This window comes from Fulvivirga sp. AWR4_260 (assembly GCF_056158185.1).
Genome location: NZ_JBSWSU010000015.1, coordinates 2,005,637 through 2,024,646, shown reverse-complemented (window position 1 = coordinate 2,024,646; position 19,010 = coordinate 2,005,637). Strand labels below are relative to the sequence as shown.

Sequence of the window (19,010 nt, the reverse complement as noted above, 5' to 3'; positions counted from 1 at the left end):
TTATTCTTTTTCAATTTCTATGTGCTTATAGAAGCCAGATTCCAATTCATTAAATGGCAGCGTTACTTCCAATATCCCATTTTCATAACTTGCAGCAATATTATCATAGTCGATATTACGAGCAATAGGATAGGTAATTAATACATGAGGTACCATAAATTCATCGTCCTCACTTTGCCTGAAGTTTACATTATGATAAATCAGTAAGTTTCCATCCATAATCTCTACTTCTAAATCTTCTACCTTCACCCCAGGAAACTTGGCTTTTAAGATATACTGCTTATCATCTTTAGTAACTTTTGTTTGGGGAGATGTACTTCCTCCATTAAAAGTATTCATTATATCAGCACTCTTCAACACCTTTCTTATCCAACCTTTATCATGATTGTATTTCATAATTCCTCCGTTGTTTGACTGAATGGTGTCAAAACATATACCAGAACTAGAAATAAGTCAAAATGGCCTGATCTTAAAAAAATCAGGCCATTTTGACATTAAAATAATTCTTTTGCTATTTTATAAACAGATCCTGATTTACCCATCGAATAGTAATGCAACACAGGCACACCAAACTTTACTAGTTCTTTAGATTGCTGAATCGTCCACTCTATACCTACTTGTTTTACCTCCTCGCTAGTTTTACACTTTTCTATAGCATCAGAAAGCTCCTCTGGCAGATCTATATAAAATATTCTTGGTAATATATTCATTTGCCTCTTAGTAGTAATTGGCTTAAGGCCTGGAATAATAGGCACCTTAATACCAATTTCTCTACATTTTTTAACAAATTCAATGAATTTTTTATTGTCAAAAAACATTTGAGTTACGATATAGTCAGCACCCTTATCCACTTTCATTTTTAAGTATTTTAAATCAGTAGATAAGTTTGGTGCAGCAAAATGCTTTTCAGGATAGCCAGCCACTCCCATACAAAAATCAGTAGGGTTGGCATTGAGCAAATCCTCATCTAAATAAAGTCCTTTATTCATTTTGCCTACCTGATCAATTAAATCAGTGGCAAACTTGTGGCCATTTTCTTCTGGCACAAATGCGCCCTCAGATTTTATGGCATCACCTTGAAGTAATAGCACATTATCAATCCCTAAGAAATTAAGGTCAATCAATGCATTTTCAGTTTCTTCCCTTGAGAAACCTCCACATATAATATGCGGTACGGTATCTACATTATATTTATTTTTAATGGCCGCACATATACCCACAGTACCCGGTCTTTTTCTTATAGACCTCTTTTCTAGCAAGCCATTTTCTCTCTTTTTATATATAAACTCTTCCCTGTGATAGGTCACATCTATAAACGGAGGGTTAAATTCCATTAGCGGGTCAATGTGATTAAACAGGTTATTAATATTTTCTCCTTTCAATGGAGGTAGCACCTCAAACGAAAAAAGTGTTTTCTTGGCGTTAGCAATATGCTCAGTTATTTTCATATCTGTTGTAATTTTAGGCAACCTCTATTGAGGCGAGCATTTTGATCTATTGTTGATTAATCTAGGTTCTATTTTTTATTTATAAGAGAGGTTTGGTCCTAACCACTTTTCTACATCCTCTATGCTCATTCCTTTTCTCTCTGCGTAGTTCTCTATTTGATCGCGCTCCACTTTTCCAAGTCCAAAATATTTAGAATCAGGATGACTGAAGTAAAAACCACTTACAGAAGCAGCTGGGTACATGGCGTTAGATTCTGTAAGGAAAATACCCGTGTTCTCTTTCACATTTAACAAATCGAAAAGAATAGGCTTTTCTGTATGATCAGGACATGCAGGATAACCTGGTGCAGGTCTTATACCTTGATATTTCTCTCTGATGAAATCTTCGTTAGTAAGCTCAGCCTCATCTGAATACCCCCACAGCTCTGTTCTTATCTTATGATGCATCAGCTCAGCAAAAGCCTCTGCTAATCTATCTGCAATGGCTTTCACCATAATCTCATTGTAATCATCGTGCTGCGCCTTATATGTTTCGATAAGCTTTTCTATGCCTATACCTGCCGTAACCGCAAAACCTCCGATATAATCTTGTTTGCCATATTCATCAGGCATAACGTAATCAGACAATGAAATATTAGGTATATTTTTTCCTTTTTTACCCTGCTGTCTTAAAAAGTGAAATTTGGTATCATGATCATGTAAAATAACATCATCACCCACTGCATTAGCAGGAAAAACCCCCACTACACCATTGGCTGTTAACTTTTTATTAGCAATGATATCATCAAGCATGGCCAAAGCGTCATTATAAAGCTTAGTAGCCTCTACCCCAATAACCTCATCTTGCAATATTTTCGGAAATTTACCTTTCAACATCCAAGTCTGAAAAAATGGTGTCCAATCTATAAATTTCTTTATTTCCGCTAATGGATAGTCGTTATAAACTTTAACTCCTGTTTCGTTAGGCTCTAAAGGTTGGTATGCTTCCCAATCTATTTTTACACGATTATCTTGTGCTGCTTTTAAAGGAATGTAATTTTTATTATCCTTCTTAGAGGCATGGCCAATCCTTACCTCTTCATATTCAGCTTTTATATTATTATGAAATTTCTCTTTGGTATTCTTGCTGATAAGCTCTCCTACCACGGGCACGCTTCTAGAAGCATCTAGCACATGAACTACTGCTCCGCTATAATTAGGATCAATTTTAACCGCAGTATGCACCCTTGAGGTAGTTGCTCCTCCTATCAATAGAGGCACATTCAAATTCAATCGCTCCATCTCTGAGGCAACATGCACCATTTCATCTAACGATGGAGTAATTAAGCCACTTAGACCAATAGCTGCTACATTTTCTTGTTGTGCCTTCTCTAAAATCTTCTCAGCGGGCACCATTACTCCCATATCAATGATGTCGTAATTGTTACATGCCAGTACAACACCTACAATATTTTTACCTATATCATGCACATCACCCTTAACGGTGGCTAGCAAAATTTTTGCTGCGGTTTCAGTAGATTTATTACGCCTCTTCTCCTCCTCCATATACGGCTCCAGATAAGCCACGGCCTTTTTCATTACACGAGCACTTTTCACTACCTGTGGTAAAAACATTTTACCACTACCAAAAAGGTCTCCCACCACATTCATTCCTGCCATAAGTGGACCTTCTATTACCAATAGAGGCTGGCCTAGTTTCTGGTATGCTTCTTCAGTATCTGCATCTATAAACTCGATAATCCCTTTCACTAGGGCATGCGATAACCGCTCTTCCACAGTCCCTCTTCTCCAAGTATCATCTTTTAACTTTTGTTTTACATCTCCTTTTACCTTTTCAGCATATTCTAAAAGACGCTCTGTAGCGTCATCGCGCCTATCCAGCAACACGTCTTCTACATACTCCAAAAGCTCTTTAGGTATTTCATCATAGACCTCAAGCATTGTTGGGTTTACAATACCCATATTCATGCCGTTTCTTATAGCATGATAAAGGAATGCACTATGCATGGCTTCACGCACTACATTATTACCCCTAAAAGAAAAGGAAACATTACTAACACCCCCACTAACATTGGCTCCAGGAAGATTCTCTCTAATCCATTTAGTAGCATTAAAGAAGTCTAAAGCATTTTTCCTGTGCTCGTCCATTCCGGTAGCCACAGGAAATATGTTAGGGTCAAAAATAATATCTTGAGGAGGAAAATTAATTTCACTTACCAAAAGGTCATAAGACCTTTTACAAATCTCCACCCTTCTATCGTATGAATCTGCCTGGCCATCTTCATCAAAAGCCATAACTACCACCGCAGCTCCATACATTTTAATTTTCTTAGCCTGCTCCAAAAATAGCTTTTCGCCAGACTTTAAACTAATGGAATTAACTACACCCTTACCCTGAATACATTGTAGGCCTGACTCAATAATTTCCCATTTTGAGCTATCTATCATTATGGGTATTCTGGAGATTTCTGGCTCAGAAGCTATTAGGTTAAGGAATTTAACCATGGCTTCTTTTCCATCAAGCATCCCTTCGTCCATGTTAACGTCTAGGATTTGAGCTCCGCCCTCTACCTGATCTCTAGCTACTTCTAAAGCCTCTTCGTACTTATCCTCTTGTATAAGTCTGAGAAATTTTCTTGAACCGGTAACATTAGTTCGTTCTCCTACATTCACGAAATTGGATTCAGGAGTAACTACTAATGGTTCTAATCCACTAAGTTTTAAGTATGACACGCTATTATTAGTCATTAAATTGTATAAATAAAAAAAGCTCTTCTGATAAGTCAGAAGAGCTTTTTAATATTTTATTTTATAATGGTGTCAAGCTTATTCTAACTTATCTTCCTTTGTTATTAAATAAACAAAGATGGATTTAGCACCTTTCCCAAAATTTCGGCCGGTTGCTAAGGCTTCACAGGGCCATATCCCTCTGCCTTTCTTGATAAGATCCAAATCAAAGAACTATTCGATTGTACAAATCTATAATAATTTTTTTAAGAAAAAATCAAATCGCAATAAATGTGATTTTAGGAATTAACTAACCATTACTCTTTATCCCTTTGTTTTAAACTTTCCTATATTAGCCGCATAATTACTTTTTAAACTATAATTCACTATGAATCACTGGACTAAGCTTTCTACTGAAGAAATAAAGAATAAAGTTTTTAACTGTCTATCTAAAAATGTAAATTATTATGACTCTAACATTCTTGGAGTACCCGCTTCACATTTAGACAAACAGGTTTTCTATCAAGATGTACCCTTCCTTAGCAACGCCCCTTATCTGTCAACGCTTATTCACAACCCTAACCATATAGGTTGTCATACATTGGACCAATCAGAGAGTTTTTTTAAAGGCACTCAGGAAATAGAACGAGAATTGATTGACATATGTGCTGAAGACATTCTGCATGGTAAAGCTAATGATCATGATGGCTATGTAGCTTCGGGAGGTACAGAAGCTAATATGCAGGCCATTTGGATTTATAGAAACTTCTTTCTTGCCGAGCATAATGCTAAACATGATGAAATATGCATTTTATGTTCTGAAGACAGTCATTACTCTATGAGCAAAGCTGCCAATGTTTTTAACATAAAGATTGCTTTTGTGCCTGTAGACCATGATAGGCAAATCACTGAAGAAGCTGTATCTGACACTATTAAAAATCAGCAAAGTAGTGGCGCGAAATACTTCGTGGTGGTGGCTAATATGATGACCACGATGTTTGGCTCTGCAGACAAGGTTGATACTTATGCGAAGGTATTAGAAGATCTTAATTGTAATTACAAGCTACACGTAGATGGTGCTTATGGGGGCTTCTTCTACCCCTTCTCTTCGCCCGACACTGACCTGCACCTTGGCAACCCTTACGTAACTTCTGTTACCCTTGATGCCCACAAAATGCTGCAAGCACCCTATGGCACAGGTATCTTTTTAATCAAAAAAGGGTTTATGAAATATGCCAACACCAAAGAGGCCAGTTACATAGAAGGTGAAGATTCTACTTTAATTGGTAGCAGAAGTGGCGCCAATGCCGTAGCCGTTTGGATGATATTAATGACATATGGCCCATATGGGTGGAGTGAAAAAATATTAATACTTCTCAACAGAACACAATGGTTATGTAATGAGCTCAGCAAGAAGAATATTAAGTTTTACAGAGAGACCTATTCTAACATTGTAACTATCGATGCTTCATCAATAGATGCTAAAAAAGCTGAAAAATTTGGACTTGTACCTGACAATCATCATAACCCCAAATGGTTTAAGATAGTTATAATGGAACATGTAACTATTGATAAGCTTAAAGCCTTTGTGGTAACACTTTAAGCATTAAGAGCAGATAGGTCTATTCCCATTACCAAAATATCATCTGTCTGCTCATGCCCTTCTGACCACTGCTCAAAACAATGATTTAGCTTGTGACATTGGTCTTGAAAGGGTAAATGATGAATATCAACAATCATTTGCCTAAATCGCCTGCTCATAAAACGCTTATGATCTTTTCCGCCATATTGATCTCTATAACCATCAGTAAATAAGTAAAATTTGCTTACTTCACTGGCTTTGAAAGAGTAGTTTTTAAACTGGTAATTTTCTCGCCCTGTAACACCTCCAATAGACACCCTGTCTGCCTCCACTTTAACTAAAGTGTCATTTTGTATAATTAACATAGGGTTTTTCGCTCCAGCAAACAAAAGAGTATCTGCCTGTTTATCTATTACACAAATAGAAATATCCATACCATCTCTATTATTGGTTTGCTGCTGACGCAGTGCATATGATATCCTAGCCTGAAGGTAAGACAAAATCTCTGCAGGATCATAAATATGCTTCAACTCAATAGCCTCTAAAAGCATGTTGTAACCAATCATACTCATAAAAGCCCCAGGCACGCCATGCCCTGTACAATCAACAGCCGCAATAAACAGCTTTCCTTCGGCCTCCATTACAAAATAAAAATCACCGCTCACTAAATCGCGAGGTTTAAAGAGAATAAAATGTTCAGGAAGCATTCTTTCCAAGTCCTCTTTTTGAGGTAAAATTGACTCTTGTATGGTCTGCGCATATTTATTCTGCTCATTTAGCTGTTTCAATGAATCCTTCAATTCAATATTCAGCTTCATCAACTCAGTATGCTGCTTTATAATTTTATCCTTGCTTAGGCTAATTTCTTGCTGGTATTTATAATTTTCTTTCTTAAATATACCCGCAATTACGGCAAGCAACGTGATGGTTATTATTATATTAACCAAATGTGCGACATGTATTTTTTCAGTGATATAATAGGGCTGATGCGAGAAATTATAAATCTCCACTACCATAATACACATGGCTGCAAAAACTATCAGGGCTACAATCTTCCACCGGTCTTCAAAATAAACTACCGAAAGGCCAATACAAGCTAATATAATTAGGTGAGAACCCCGTTCTGTACCCCAATAAATAGAGAGAAAACTAAGGTATAAATATGGAATAAGAAGACATAGTAATTTAGCCAAACGATACTTTTCCAGTCTATTTAATATTACTGGAACCGTAAAAAGAACACTTCCTATTAGCTGAACACTCCACTCCTGAGGAATCCCCATAATGAAGCTCTTAATCACTAACAGTGTAAAGAGAATCTGACCTACACCTAAAATACCATTAATTAACCGAACCTTTCTAATTTGAATTGGAGATAGTCGGTTTGTCACTCCAATATTCAGTATTTTGTCCCAAAAGTTAGCTATATCAGCTTTTATCCTCATATTTTACACCTAAATAGAAGACTTTAAGGTATAATTGTCAAATGCATTATGCAACTTAATCAGTCATTAAATTAACATCCTTTACGATGAATTTAGAGCTCTTAAAATACCCTATCGGAAAATGCCAATTACCTTCTGTTATCACTGATGATGACATTTCTATGTGGATCAGAGAGATAGAGTCATTACCTAATAAACTTAGCCATTTGGTGAGTCCACTTAACAACGAGCAGCTCAATACACCCTATCGTCCTGAAGGATGGACTGTAAGGCAAGTGATCAATCACCTGCCCGATAGTCACACCAATAGTTATATCCGTTTCAAATGGGCGCTAACTGAAAATAACCCCACCATTAAAACTTACAATGAGCAAGCGTGGGCCAACCTTACTGACTATACTAGCACCCCTATAGAAACAGCTCTTGTTTTTCTTACTGGTTTACATGCCAAATGGGTGCAACTGCTGAGCCATTTAACTCCTGAGCAACTAGATAGAACCTTCGTTAACCCAGAAAGCAATCAGCAGTTTACCCTAAAAGCCACCATAGGCATGTACGCTTGGCATGGTGAGCACCACTACCAGCATATCAATAAATTAATAGAAAGAAAAGGTTGGTAATTACCAACCTTAATATTTCCATACAAATGTTGAAAGTGCAGGCAATGACTTCCCCCCCTTACCTTCCTTAGTACTAAGTATCAAAGTTGCTCCTTCTGGGGCTTCGTAGCTCACCTCTTTCGAAGATATATTGTGAACTACCAATAGTTTTTCCTTTTGATCAGCCCTGATATAACTAATAACAGCCTCATTTTGATTTTGTGCATCTTGTAAATCTCCATTAATGAGTGCCGAATGAGACCTTCTAAAATGCGTCATTCGCTTATAATGCGCATACATAGAGCTATCATTTTTCATCTGCTGAGCCAAAGGCTTAATCTTTTCATCCACATTATATTTTGGTTTCAACCAATTACAACGTAATGAGTCATTAGCTACCACATCCCATAAAAATGGCTCACGTATATATTCATCTGGTTTCTTACCTTTCATACCCAACTCTTCACCATAGTAGATATACGGAGCACCCGGTAGCGTCAGCAAAATAGAAGCTGCCACTTTACCTTTTGAGATACTATTTAACTCACTCATTACACGATTTTGATCATGGTTGGTTAAAAATGTAGATATCTCAAACTTAGGGTCTACTTTCGCAAATTGATTTCTTACATCAATCATTGACTTAATCAAATCACTTTGTCCCTTGGTATTTTTAAACACCTCATCTTTGCCATCCTTTAATGAATTGACAATATGATAGGCAATATCAAAGCTAAAAAGTGAAGACAACCCTTTTGCGTATGGCAGTTGCATACTTGTCTCATCCCAAACCTCACCTACAGTGTACACATCTGGCTTAACTGATTCCATGGCTGTTTTAAACTCTACCCAAAAAGTAGCATTATCTTCTGCCCTATCATCAGGGAAAATATGGCGAGCAGCATCTAATCTAAATCCATCTACTCCCACATCCTTCAACCAAAATTTCCCTATATCGAAAATAGTATCTTTCACCGCAGGGTTATCATAATTTAAATCAGGCATACCTCCGTAAAAGTACGCGTAGTATAATGCAGAGGTGCTATCGCCATTAGCATAATGCCACTGCCTTATATTATCTGAGTCAGCACGCGTTTCAGCCTTTTCTATATCATTCTTCACTTCATCAGCATTGGCCCACACGAAAAAATCGCGATATGGACTATCCTCCCCTTCTAAAGCACTTTTAAACCACGGGTGCTCTGAGCTTGTATGGTTTATCACTAAATCTATAATAACTCTAATATTACGATTATGAGCTTCTTTTATTAAATTCTTAAAGTCATCCATAGTGCCATAATCTTTATGTATGCCTTTGTAGTCGATAACATCATATTTATGATAAGATGGCGAAGGCATTATTGGCATGAGCCAGATCGCCTCTATACCTAATTCTTCTAGATAAGGTAATTTACTGGTTACACCATTAAGGTCACCAATGCCATCACCGTCAGAATCGGCAAATGATTGAACAAAAATTTCATAAGTCACGGCATTTTGCGGAGCAGATTGCAATAACGATTCTTTCATTACCTCAGTCTTTTTAGAACAACCAAAACAGAATAAGACAATTGATACTAGGAAAACATTTTTCAACATGAATATTTAATTTATTATAGGATCGCAAATCAAACAAATTAGTGTAACCTTTACAATTAATTAACTAATAATGAATAGCTTATATCTTTAATTACAAGCTTAAAATAATGATTTAGGACGATTATCAACTCAAGCTAGCCAATAATTTGATTTTTTTCAGCAAAAAAGGATGAGATTACTGCCCTACTATGCTCTATAGAGTTAAATAATCAACCTAAATACTTTATGAAAAATTTATTTTATCTTGTCATTTTTGCAGTGACTACCTTACTCTGCAATTATCAGTCGATTGCACAGGTCACCAACCCGCGCAATCTCCCTGAAGAATGGGGCGAATACGGCATTGGAGATCCCTACATGCTGAAATTCAGGGGAAAATACTACCTATACTGCAGTACTCGCGATGACCAAACTGGCGTTAAATGTTGGAGTAGCTGGGACATGACCAACTGGAACTATGAGGGGCTTGTCACTACCGAAGCAGTAACCCGAGGCGCATACGCTCCAGAAGTAAATTATTGGAATGGTGTTTTCTACATGTATACTTCTCCTGCCGGTCAAGGTCATTATGTACTCTCTAGTGATTCTCCTACAGGCCCGTTCGTATTAAGAACAGGTAATTTTGGCAGAACCATAGATGGAACGGTTTTCATTGATGACGATGGAAGCAAATATTTCTCATATGCTGGTGGTGATGGTATACAAGCTGCTACCATGAGCAGTATGTTAGCTGTAGACGGGCCTGCCATCAACATCAATGCACGCAGTGGTGGATGGACTGAAGCCTCAACCATATTTAAAAGAAACGGATTGTATTATGTAGTATATACAGGAAACCATGTATTTAGCAAAGGGTACCGTGTTTACTGTGCTACTAGCGAGCAACCTTTAGGCCAATACACCAAACAAAGCGAAGAGCCTATAGTACTACATAGTGAAGATAACTTTTTTGGCCTAGGCCACAGCTGCAACATTATAGGGCCAGACTTAGACACATGGTATATTGCTTACCATAATCTACTTGGACCTAGTTCTATTGTTGGCCCTCACCGAAAGTTAAATATGGATCCGGTGGCCTTCAACGGAGATCAACTGAGTGTTTTAGGCCCTACCAATTGGGAGCAAAGAACTCCTGCCCTACCTACATTTTACGATAGATGGAACAGAACAGACATTGGAAACAATTGGCAAAATGTAAATGGTGGAGCTTGGGGCATATTCAATCAAGAATTGATGTGGCAAGACAATAAAACAGGTTCCACATGGTTTAGACAAGTTTCAGCTGCCAGCAGTGCTAATGAATATACTGCAGAGTTCAATATGAAAGAAATGGATAGAGGCGCTGATGATGCTAGATTTGGAGCTATTTTCAGCTATACTGATGAGAATAATTTCGGGCAAGCCGTACTCAGCAGTATGCTCAACAGAATAGAAGTGAACTTTAAAGTTAATGGTGGCTGGACTGGTGAGCAATTCATCAACTTGCCTCCAGGATATGATTACCAAAGATGGCACTCTATGAGGGTAGAAAAAAGTGGTAACACTTTCAAGATTTTTGTTGATGGTATGTTAAAATTCACTCGTAATGAAGCTCTAGGTGGCGGAAAAATAGGTGCTACCACTTTCAATGACCACGCTGATTTCGGTTACATGGCTTTTAACAATGCTGTAAACGGAAGTGCCATTTACAATTTCCCTAAGCCTATTCCTGGTAAAATACAAGCAGTACATTATACCAATGCCTTTGATAACTCAGAAGGTAACATCGGAGGTCAGTATAGAAATGGCAATGTAGATATCAGAGTCAATCCTGAAGGTGGGTACAATATCGGATGGAACGCCACTAATGAATGGTATGAATACAAAATAAACGTACAAGAATCAGGTGTGTATAATTTAGGCTTGAGATACGCCACTACATACACTACATCTAAAGTTAGAATTCTTTGTGACAATGCTGATGTATCAGGCATCATTTCGTTACCTAGCACCACAGACTGGGACAATTGGGTAACGCATAACATCAAAAACCTTTACCTGCCATCAGGAGAACATACCCTGAAACTAGAAACAGTAGAAGGGGAATTTGACTTTTATACTTTAACTTTTGCAAAATCTACAACAGCCACAGCTTACGGTGCTGATAATTTTGACAATGGTTATAGTGGACTTTGGAATTATAGTAATGGCGATTGGACCATTTCAAATGGAACAGCCTACTCTCCTGATTTTGGTAAGCGTGTGATGGGATCAAGAGAATGGCATAATTATACTGTAAGTGCAGACATTGTTTGTCCTTCTACAGGTAATGCTGGTCTTATGGTAAGAGTTAACAACCCTGCCAATGGTGGTGCTGGTAATGACTCACAATTAGGTACTGACTTTTTCCAAGGTTATTATATAGGCATGCAGCCCGGTAATTTGGTACTAGGTAAAGAAAATTATGCTTGGCAAGAATTAGCTTCTAGTGCTCAATCATTTGTAGCGGGACAATGGTATCACCTAGATGTAAGGGTAATGGATAATAACATTCAGGTTTTTGTTAATAACAGCACTACTCCGGCTATAAACTTTAGCGATAACAAGCCATTCATTAATGGAAGAGTAGGTATGAGATCACATGCCGCTAGAACCTCTTTTAACAACTTTCATGTTAATGGAACTGCCAGCAACCTAAAGAAAAGCATAGCAACCAAAGAAACAGGTGAAGTATTTTACTCACCAAACCCTGTAACTTCTACATTAACTTTAACCGGCAACCAACATACTGGTTCTCACATGCAGATTTTTTCTACAGACGGACGTTTAGTTAAAAGCGTAGAGTTAAATATGAATCAAATCAATGTTGAAGACCTTAAACCGGGGGTTTACATTCTTAAATCTGAAGATAACATAGTGACTAAATTCATCAAGAAATAGTATAAAAAAGCCCACTTAGTTGTGGGCTTTTTTCATTTCCTATCCTCTAGGGTATTTAACTGATCATTGATCAAGGTGTTTTGGATCATTTTTCTTTCCAAAGAAGGGTAATCTTGCATTTCTACTGGGCTAAACTTTTCTAATACATTAATAGCCCACCTTCTTAAAGTAGTATCAGTTCTATCTGGGGGACTTTTCAAAATATCAATAGCCAGTTTTACATATTTACTATTGATTTCACGATTCATAATAGTAGCGTTAATTTTCCAGCCAATAACCGCTATTATCAATGGGGTAATTATTGATGCAATTTTAGGCAATGCATCAATAAAACTTACTTTTTTCTTCATCACTCGTGTGTTGTCATGTCTTCAACTACTTCTTTCTCTTTCAGTATTTTCTTCAATGCTAAAGCCACCCCATTAGTCCACCCAAAACCATCTTGTAACGGATATTCTCCTCCACCAGCTAATAGCCCTGTATCAAGCACATTGTACTTCTCCATCATTTTTCCTGTGGCCTCATATACCTCATCATTTCTTTTAAGCCACCTGTTGGCGGCTTCATTTCCTTCATTGCCAAATCCGTAGTTATACAACCCATTAATACCTATCCACTGCAGTGGAGCCCATCCATTTGGAGCATCCCATTGCTGCCCTGTTTTATTCAGTGTAGTCACAAAACCACCCGGCTTTAGAAACTCTCCCATCAAACGCTTTGCCACCGCCTTTGCCTGGGGCTTTGTAGAAATCTTAAAGTATAAAGGGTAAGCACCCGCCATGGACAAAACCCCTGTCTCAGCTTTAACCATAAAGTCATAATCTACATAAAACTGAGATGATTCACTCCAGAGATACTTATCTATTGCCTCTTTGCGTTTTTGTGCTTGATCGAGATAATATTGTGCTTTCTCTAAATTGCCTTGCCAATTATAGCCCTGGCCAATTTTGACCTCCATGAAATAAAGGAGAGTATTCAAATCAATAGGAATAATATCAGTGGTATGAATAGTCTTAAGGTTACTTTTATCTTTTAGCCATCTACTGCTAAAATCCCACCCAGACTCAGCTCCTGCTCTTAAATGCCTGTAAGTACTGGCTGAGTCTAGGTGATTATCGTGAACCAGATGATAATCCTCTTTAAAAGACTCTGGCCTAGGCATAGCGTAGTTATCCCAATACCTATTAAGCACTACAGAATCGTCAAGTAAAACAACTCTTTTATAGGTGTTATTTTCTTCCGTTAACTGATCTTTCCCTTCCATCCAAAACTCATACTCCTTTACCATGTAAGGCAAATATTCTACAAACAAGTCTCTATTTTTAGAGGCCAATAAATCCACCATTAAAGCATAAAAGGGAGGCTGAGACCTTCCTCTGTAGTAATCTCTATTACCATTTGGGATAAAGCCTACCTCTTTAATTAAATAAGAAAAATTATCAACCATGTTTTTAGCCATTTCTTGCTGACCAGAAACCATTAATCCTTGCATGGTAAAAAAACTATCCCAGTAATATATCTCTCTGAACCTACCTCCTGGCACTATGTAACTGTTAGGCAAGGGTATAAGTGATGAGTGTGCCGAAACAGTATCGGGCAAACGCGTTAAAACTGGCCACAAATCCACAATATGCTCTTTCATAGAAACAGTGGTATCCGTCACATAATGAGTTGCGGCATTCTCTGGTAGCTTAAAGTATTTATGAACAAAATCGACCATCTGAAAATGTTCTCCGCTTTTATCACCATCATATATACTTTCAATCTCCTGATATGATTTCAAAGGGTCTGAATCCACAAAAGTTTTGGAATCATTAAAGACTCCAGACAGCTGCACGTCTTTAAATAATTGAGAATTATAAAAGTTATATTCCTCCTTAGCCTCCTCAGTACCGCTTTCCTGAGTATTGCAACCTACCAAGGCAATAAAGCTGAGCATTAATAAAAACCTATATTTTGAAATGCACTTATTCATAGAGTGATTGATAATAATTTATAATTAATTAGCTAATGAAATGTTCGTTTCCTGTTTTAAAGCAACATGACCTATAACAAACTCACCTACTGCCGAACCTTCTTTAAAACCATTTTCAATGGCTGGCATATAGTGTATCCCTCCGTACAAACGGCTGATAGCAGCCTCTTCAGAAGCCTTTTTAAATGATTCAAATTTTCGTGCCGACATCCCATACTTAACTTCCGTACTATCTAAAAAGTTAAAATTTTCACCAAAAATAGACGTTAAAGCCACACCAGCAGCTGCAGAGATTACACTATGTCCACTTGGGTATTCAGGAAATGGTGGGGTTTGTAGTAGCGGCATCCAGTCTTCATCAATGTATTTATTAATTACCGTTTCTGGTCTTATTAAATTACTCCTGTATTTTTCATCCCAGCAACTAATAAAACCATCGGCCAAAGCCAAAGAAGTAAGTGTATACGCCTCACTGCTTTTCATTAGATCAGCTTTATCCTTTTTGCATGCAATTTTAACTATACCGATCCAATGTCCACCAGGTGTGATTTTTTTAGTAGCGAACATCACGTGTCCATGCACATTCATTACGTAAGGGTTACAGTCCCAAAAACTTGCAATCTCCCTTTGCTCATCAGAAAGGTTGTTGCCTGTTTCATAAACTTTATATGCTTCTTTATAAAAATCAGAACCTTCAGTAGCATCAAATGTGGTCGGTCTATCTGGTTGAAATTGATTGGCCGAGTCGATAACAAAAGGTCTTATTTTACTCCAGTGCGGCTCTATGGCTTCTAAATAACCGGGCGGTGTCGGCTGCCATTTGTCAGGATCATCGCTAATACTATACTTTTGAAATGTTCTAGTTTCTTTATAATTGTCTTTATCGGCCCATGCAAAAATATGATCCACTACCACTTGCGAATAAGCTATAGAATTGTTAAAAATATTCTCATCTAAATTCTGTTCTTTAATTGATTTGAGCCATTCTTGTTGATACTCTTCTATTTTATCTTCCGAAAAGATGAGTTTTTTCCCTGCAATTATAAATGCATTAATTGCAGCCAAATTGTAATCGATCTCATGCTGGGGTAACGGTATAGGTGTGAGACCGTTTAACTGACCTGCCAACGAGTTGTAGGAAGAATCATTAAGCGCTAGAATTTCATATGATGCTATACTCGGATAAGCATATACCCTACTGGCTACTGGTGGAGAAAATATATCATGAACAATAACATCAGTTAGTTTTTGCATAGCTTGATGTAAATCATCAGCATTAATCTGAGCTTGTTTTTGGGGCTCTCCGCATGAGAAAAACACCAATAGCACAAACAAATACCTCAGTTTTTTAACATTCATATCAGGTAGGTTATATTGGTACATTTATTAGTATTTCTTTAACATTAATGGTGCGAGCGACTTTGCTTTAAAAAGCAGTGATTTATCATCATTTCTAGCTACGATAAAATAGGCCTCATTTTGAATAAGAATACGCTCTATATGTTTTACCTGTCCTTTAATTGAAACACCATCCAGAGCTGAAACTTTCATTTCTCCATGCGCACCAACAAATAAGATATTACCATAACTAGCATCATACCTCCCCATTTCTATATTGTTATTATAAAAATTACCTCCTACTATTAAAGCTTCATGTCCCTCATCATCATACTCGAATACTTGAGCTGCATTAAGTGTAGAAAATTGCATTCTCTGAGGTAGCGCATGACCTGTAAAATTCATGTCACCTGTATTTTCAAAATACATATTTTTTAAGTTAGCTGCAGTAAGTACTTCAGCATTATCTATTTTGTCTTCTGATAATAATTCGGAGATAGATGCTCTTGAAAAATCTTTAGCATATAAATAATTCTTTTTCAAAAATGGCATCTGCTTCGTTAACTCCATGTAACTAGCAAAGGGAATTTCACGCCCTTGGAGATAATAGGTTAGTATTTGATCGGTTTTACCATTATTATCAAAATCTGAAACATATAACCGCAATGGCTCTTGCTCGCTGGGTTGAAACCTACTGTTTTCACCAACATTACCTGCAAGAACATCTATATCTCCGTCTCCATCAAAATCATGAGCGTACACAAACGACCACCATCCATTTTGCTCTGAAATATTGATCTCATTAAATTTATCTCCATCACTTATAAACGCAGAGACACGGCCCCATTCTAGGGCTAGCAACAGATCATTTTTACCATCCTTATTAAGGTCAATAAATTGAGCATCTCTAACAAAACCTACTTTTTTAAGCTTACTACTGTAATGATCGGTTTCATCGTCAAAATGTCCATTTCCCTTATTTATCATTAAATACGATGCTGGCACTTCACCATAATTATTAGGTACAGCCCTACCTCCTATAAATAAATCTATTAACCCATCATTATTTACATCACTAGCCACCACAGCGCTGGCAGTCAATTTAATATCTCCGATAAACTGCTTATTGGAAAAGTTACCATCACCATCGTTGATATAAACCCTTTGACTTAAGTATTCAGAACTACCCCAAAATTCATTACCGCCTGAGGCTACAACTAAATCATTATCTCCATCATTATCAATATCTATGATTAAAGCATCAACATCTTCATATGTGCTATCTTGATGAAATATAACATTATCCTTTTCTGAAAATGTACCGTCAGGCATTTGAATAAACACCGCAGATGGCTCCCACTTACTACCTCCAAAATATGTATCATCCAATCCATCTCCATTAACATCACCAACTGCCATTGCCGGACCTTCACGCGATACCATAAAAGGTATTAACCGCTCTCGATCAAACTCTATAAAACCATTTTCTTTATGCTGGTAGGTTAATTTTTTACTTTCTGATGCATCTTTAAAAGACACCGGAGATTGGCTTTGATCTTTTCTAAAAGAAAAATGTGTTAAACCGCCCTTCCAGCTGGCATAATTTAAGGTATCATAGCGGGGAGCTAATCTTTGATAGGTCTGGTCTGGCCAAACTAGTAATATAGAATCTACCAATGAAGCATCGCCCACTCCTATACTTAAAGGTGTAAGCATACTAGACATAAATCCGTGCACAGGATAATACTCTTGAATTATGGTCTGTTGACCTTTATACACATATACTTTTGATCCGACTGCATTTACATTTTCATCATTACCTTTTAAAACCAAAGAAAATGATTTACCCTGATCACTTTTTCTACCATTCAAGTTCTCATATAGAAAAGGAGATTCTCCAATATTGTTAACCACAATATCTAAGTCTCCATCATTGTCCAAATCAGCATAAATGGCTCCATTAGAATACGAAGTGGAGTGATTTGCCACTTGATCTGAAACATCGCTAAACCTTAAGTTCTGATTATTGAGGTAAAAACGATTCTGAATTTTAATCTGAGGTAACTTTTCAATCAACTCAAGATCATTGTTACTCATTTGATCACTACCCGTTTTCCATTTATGATCTGTATTGTTTTCACGAAAATTGAGGTAGTCGATATCGTTCATTCTTCTTGGAATACCATTACTAACAAACAGATCCTTAAAGCCATCTGCATTAAAATCGGCAAATAAAGACGACCAAGACCAGTCCGTAGCCGATACATTGGCAAACATTCCAATTTCACTAAAAGAGCCATCACCATTATTGAGCTGTAAATTATTGCGAGCAAACTGTACGTTATACCCGTATTTCAATTTAAAGTCAAAGGTGGAATAATCATCTTCTCCCAATGAGCTCTTTAATATTTCGGGATCATAAGGCTGCATATCAAGTGAAATGATGTCGCTATTACCATCATTATTAATATCAGCCATATCAACCCCCATTGAAAAACGGCTGGTATGCATCATGGCTCCGGTCAGTTCTTCTTTAAAAGTTCCGTTCTGTTGATTAATGTAGAGGTAGTCATTTTCATGAAAGTCATTACCTATATAAATATCAGGCCATCCATCGTTATTTACATCGCCAGTGACCACACCTAAACCATATCCAATTACCATACTTTTGATGCCTGCACTATCCGTAACATCTACATAATGGCCATCCTGATTATTAAATAATTTGTCTCCTGAGGTAGGGTGATTCTTATTGAGAAAAGACCTGCGTTGACCAAAAGTGCCATTTTCGTGTACTGAATGATTAAGCAGATACATATCCAAATCACCGTCCATATCATAATCAAAGAAATTGGCTTGGGTGCTAAAACCAGTAAAATTAAGCCCATACTCTGCTGCCTGTTCTTTGAAATGGGGTAATCCATTTTTTACACCTTGATTAATATAGAGCTTATTGGTTCCGTGTAATTTTCTAAAATCGCCCACCTGACAAACATACAGGTCTAGTAAACCATCGTTATTTATATCTACTACAGAAACTCCTGTAGACCAACCTCCGTCACCAGAAACACCAATATCTTCTGTCACTTCTTTAAACGAAATACCGCCAGTATTAATAAAAAGTTTATTCTCTCCTAAATTACTGGCAAAATAGAGGTCTGTAAGCCCATCATTATTAAAATCACCTGCACCAACGCCTGCACCATTAAAGAAATACATGTAGCTAAAAACATTAAAATCTACAGCCTGTGTAAGAATATTTTCAAAATCAAGGCCCACACTTTCTCCTTTATGAAGTTTAAAGAGCTTCTCGTCTTCTTTGGGATTTGAACAACTAATAAGAAAGAGAACAAAGCAAAAAAACAAATATCTATAGCA

General features: G+C 37.2%; 12 protein-coding genes and 1 riboswitch. Of the genes, 3 read left to right on the top strand and 9 right to left on the bottom strand.

What is annotated here, in order from left to right; genetic code table 11:
• From ACXACQ_RS15015 to metH, 3 genes are all read right to left on the bottom strand, one after another.
• On the bottom strand, positions 1-396 hold the full coding sequence (locus ACXACQ_RS15015) for an Hsp20/alpha crystallin family protein (RefSeq protein ID WP_474976775.1): 396 nt from the start codon (positions 394-396) through the stop codon (positions 1-3).
• A 98-nt stretch (positions 397-494) separates the two neighbouring features.
• Complete coding sequence (metF, locus tag ACXACQ_RS15010) at positions 495-1,448, bottom strand: methylenetetrahydrofolate reductase [NAD(P)H] (protein WP_474976774.1); 954 nt, start codon at positions 1,446-1,448, stop codon at positions 495-497.
• 75 nt (positions 1,449-1,523) lie between these two features.
• The gene (gene metH, locus ACXACQ_RS15005; protein WP_474976773.1) at positions 1,524-4,196 is read right to left on the bottom strand and encodes a methionine synthase; all 2,673 of its coding nucleotides are present in this window, start codon (positions 4,194-4,196) and stop codon (positions 1,524-1,526) included.
• An 85-nt stretch (positions 4,197-4,281) separates the two neighbouring features.
• Positions 4,282-4,396, bottom strand: a riboswitch (SAM riboswitch).
• 167 nt (positions 4,397-4,563) lie between these two features.
• Here metH and ACXACQ_RS15000 point away from each other — a divergent pair.
• Positions 4,564-5,778, top strand: a complete 1,215-nt coding sequence (locus ACXACQ_RS15000; RefSeq protein WP_474976772.1) for a pyridoxal phosphate-dependent decarboxylase family protein — start codon at positions 4,564-4,566, stop codon at positions 5,776-5,778.
• On the opposite strand, the gene ACXACQ_RS14995 is transcribed toward ACXACQ_RS15000, so the two are convergent.
• Positions 5,775-7,202 carry a PP2C family protein-serine/threonine phosphatase gene (locus ACXACQ_RS14995; protein ID WP_474976771.1) on the bottom strand — a complete coding sequence of 476 codons (1,428 nt, stop codon included), beginning with the start codon at positions 7,200-7,202 and terminating at the stop codon, positions 5,775-5,777. The two genes, ACXACQ_RS15000 and ACXACQ_RS14995, sit on opposite strands and share 4 nt — an antisense overlap.
• Before the next feature lie 86 nt (positions 7,203-7,288).
• Here ACXACQ_RS14995 and ACXACQ_RS14990 point away from each other — a divergent pair, with 86 nt between their 5' ends.
• Complete coding sequence (locus tag ACXACQ_RS14990; protein ID WP_474976770.1) at positions 7,289-7,822, top strand: YfiT family bacillithiol transferase; 534 nt, start codon at positions 7,289-7,291, stop codon at positions 7,820-7,822.
• A 9-nt stretch (positions 7,823-7,831) separates the two neighbouring features.
• Here the strand turns inward: ACXACQ_RS14990 and ACXACQ_RS14985 are convergent, their stop codons facing one another.
• On the bottom strand, positions 7,832-9,331 hold the full coding sequence (locus ACXACQ_RS14985; RefSeq protein WP_474976769.1) for an alpha-amylase family glycosyl hydrolase: 1,500 nt from the start codon (positions 9,329-9,331) through the stop codon (positions 7,832-7,834).
• Between the two features lie 294 nt (positions 9,332-9,625).
• Here ACXACQ_RS14985 and ACXACQ_RS14980 point away from each other — a divergent pair, with 294 nt between their 5' ends.
• On the top strand, positions 9,626-12,319 hold the full coding sequence (locus ACXACQ_RS14980) for a family 43 glycosylhydrolase (protein ID WP_474976768.1): 2,694 nt from the start codon (positions 9,626-9,628) through the stop codon (positions 12,317-12,319).
• Positions 12,320-12,351: 32 nt separating this feature from the next.
• Here ACXACQ_RS14980 and ACXACQ_RS14975 read toward each other — a convergent pair whose 3' ends face one another.
• The 4 genes from ACXACQ_RS14975 to ACXACQ_RS14960 are packed head-to-tail and all read right to left on the bottom strand — an operon-like array spanning position 12,352 to position 18,911.
• Positions 12,352-12,669, bottom strand: coding sequence for a hypothetical protein (locus ACXACQ_RS14975; protein WP_474976767.1), 318 nt, complete (start codon positions 12,667-12,669; stop codon positions 12,352-12,354).
• The gene (gene treF, locus ACXACQ_RS14970; protein ID WP_474976766.1) at positions 12,669-14,294 is read right to left on the bottom strand and encodes an alpha,alpha-trehalase TreF; all 1,626 of its coding nucleotides are present in this window, start codon (positions 14,292-14,294) and stop codon (positions 12,669-12,671) included. The genes ACXACQ_RS14975 and treF overlap by 1 nt, the downstream gene beginning before the upstream one ends.
• 24 nt (positions 14,295-14,318) lie before the next feature.
• Positions 14,319-15,653 (bottom strand): vanadium-dependent haloperoxidase, encoded by a 1,335-nt coding sequence (locus tag ACXACQ_RS14965; protein WP_474976765.1) that lies wholly within the window; start codon positions 15,651-15,653, stop codon positions 14,319-14,321.
• Positions 15,654-15,680: 27 nt separating this feature from the next.
• Positions 15,681-18,911 (bottom strand): VCBS repeat-containing protein, encoded by a 3,231-nt coding sequence (locus ACXACQ_RS14960; RefSeq protein WP_474976764.1) that lies wholly within the window; start codon positions 18,909-18,911, stop codon positions 15,681-15,683.
• Positions 18,912-19,010: the final 99 nt, after the last annotated feature.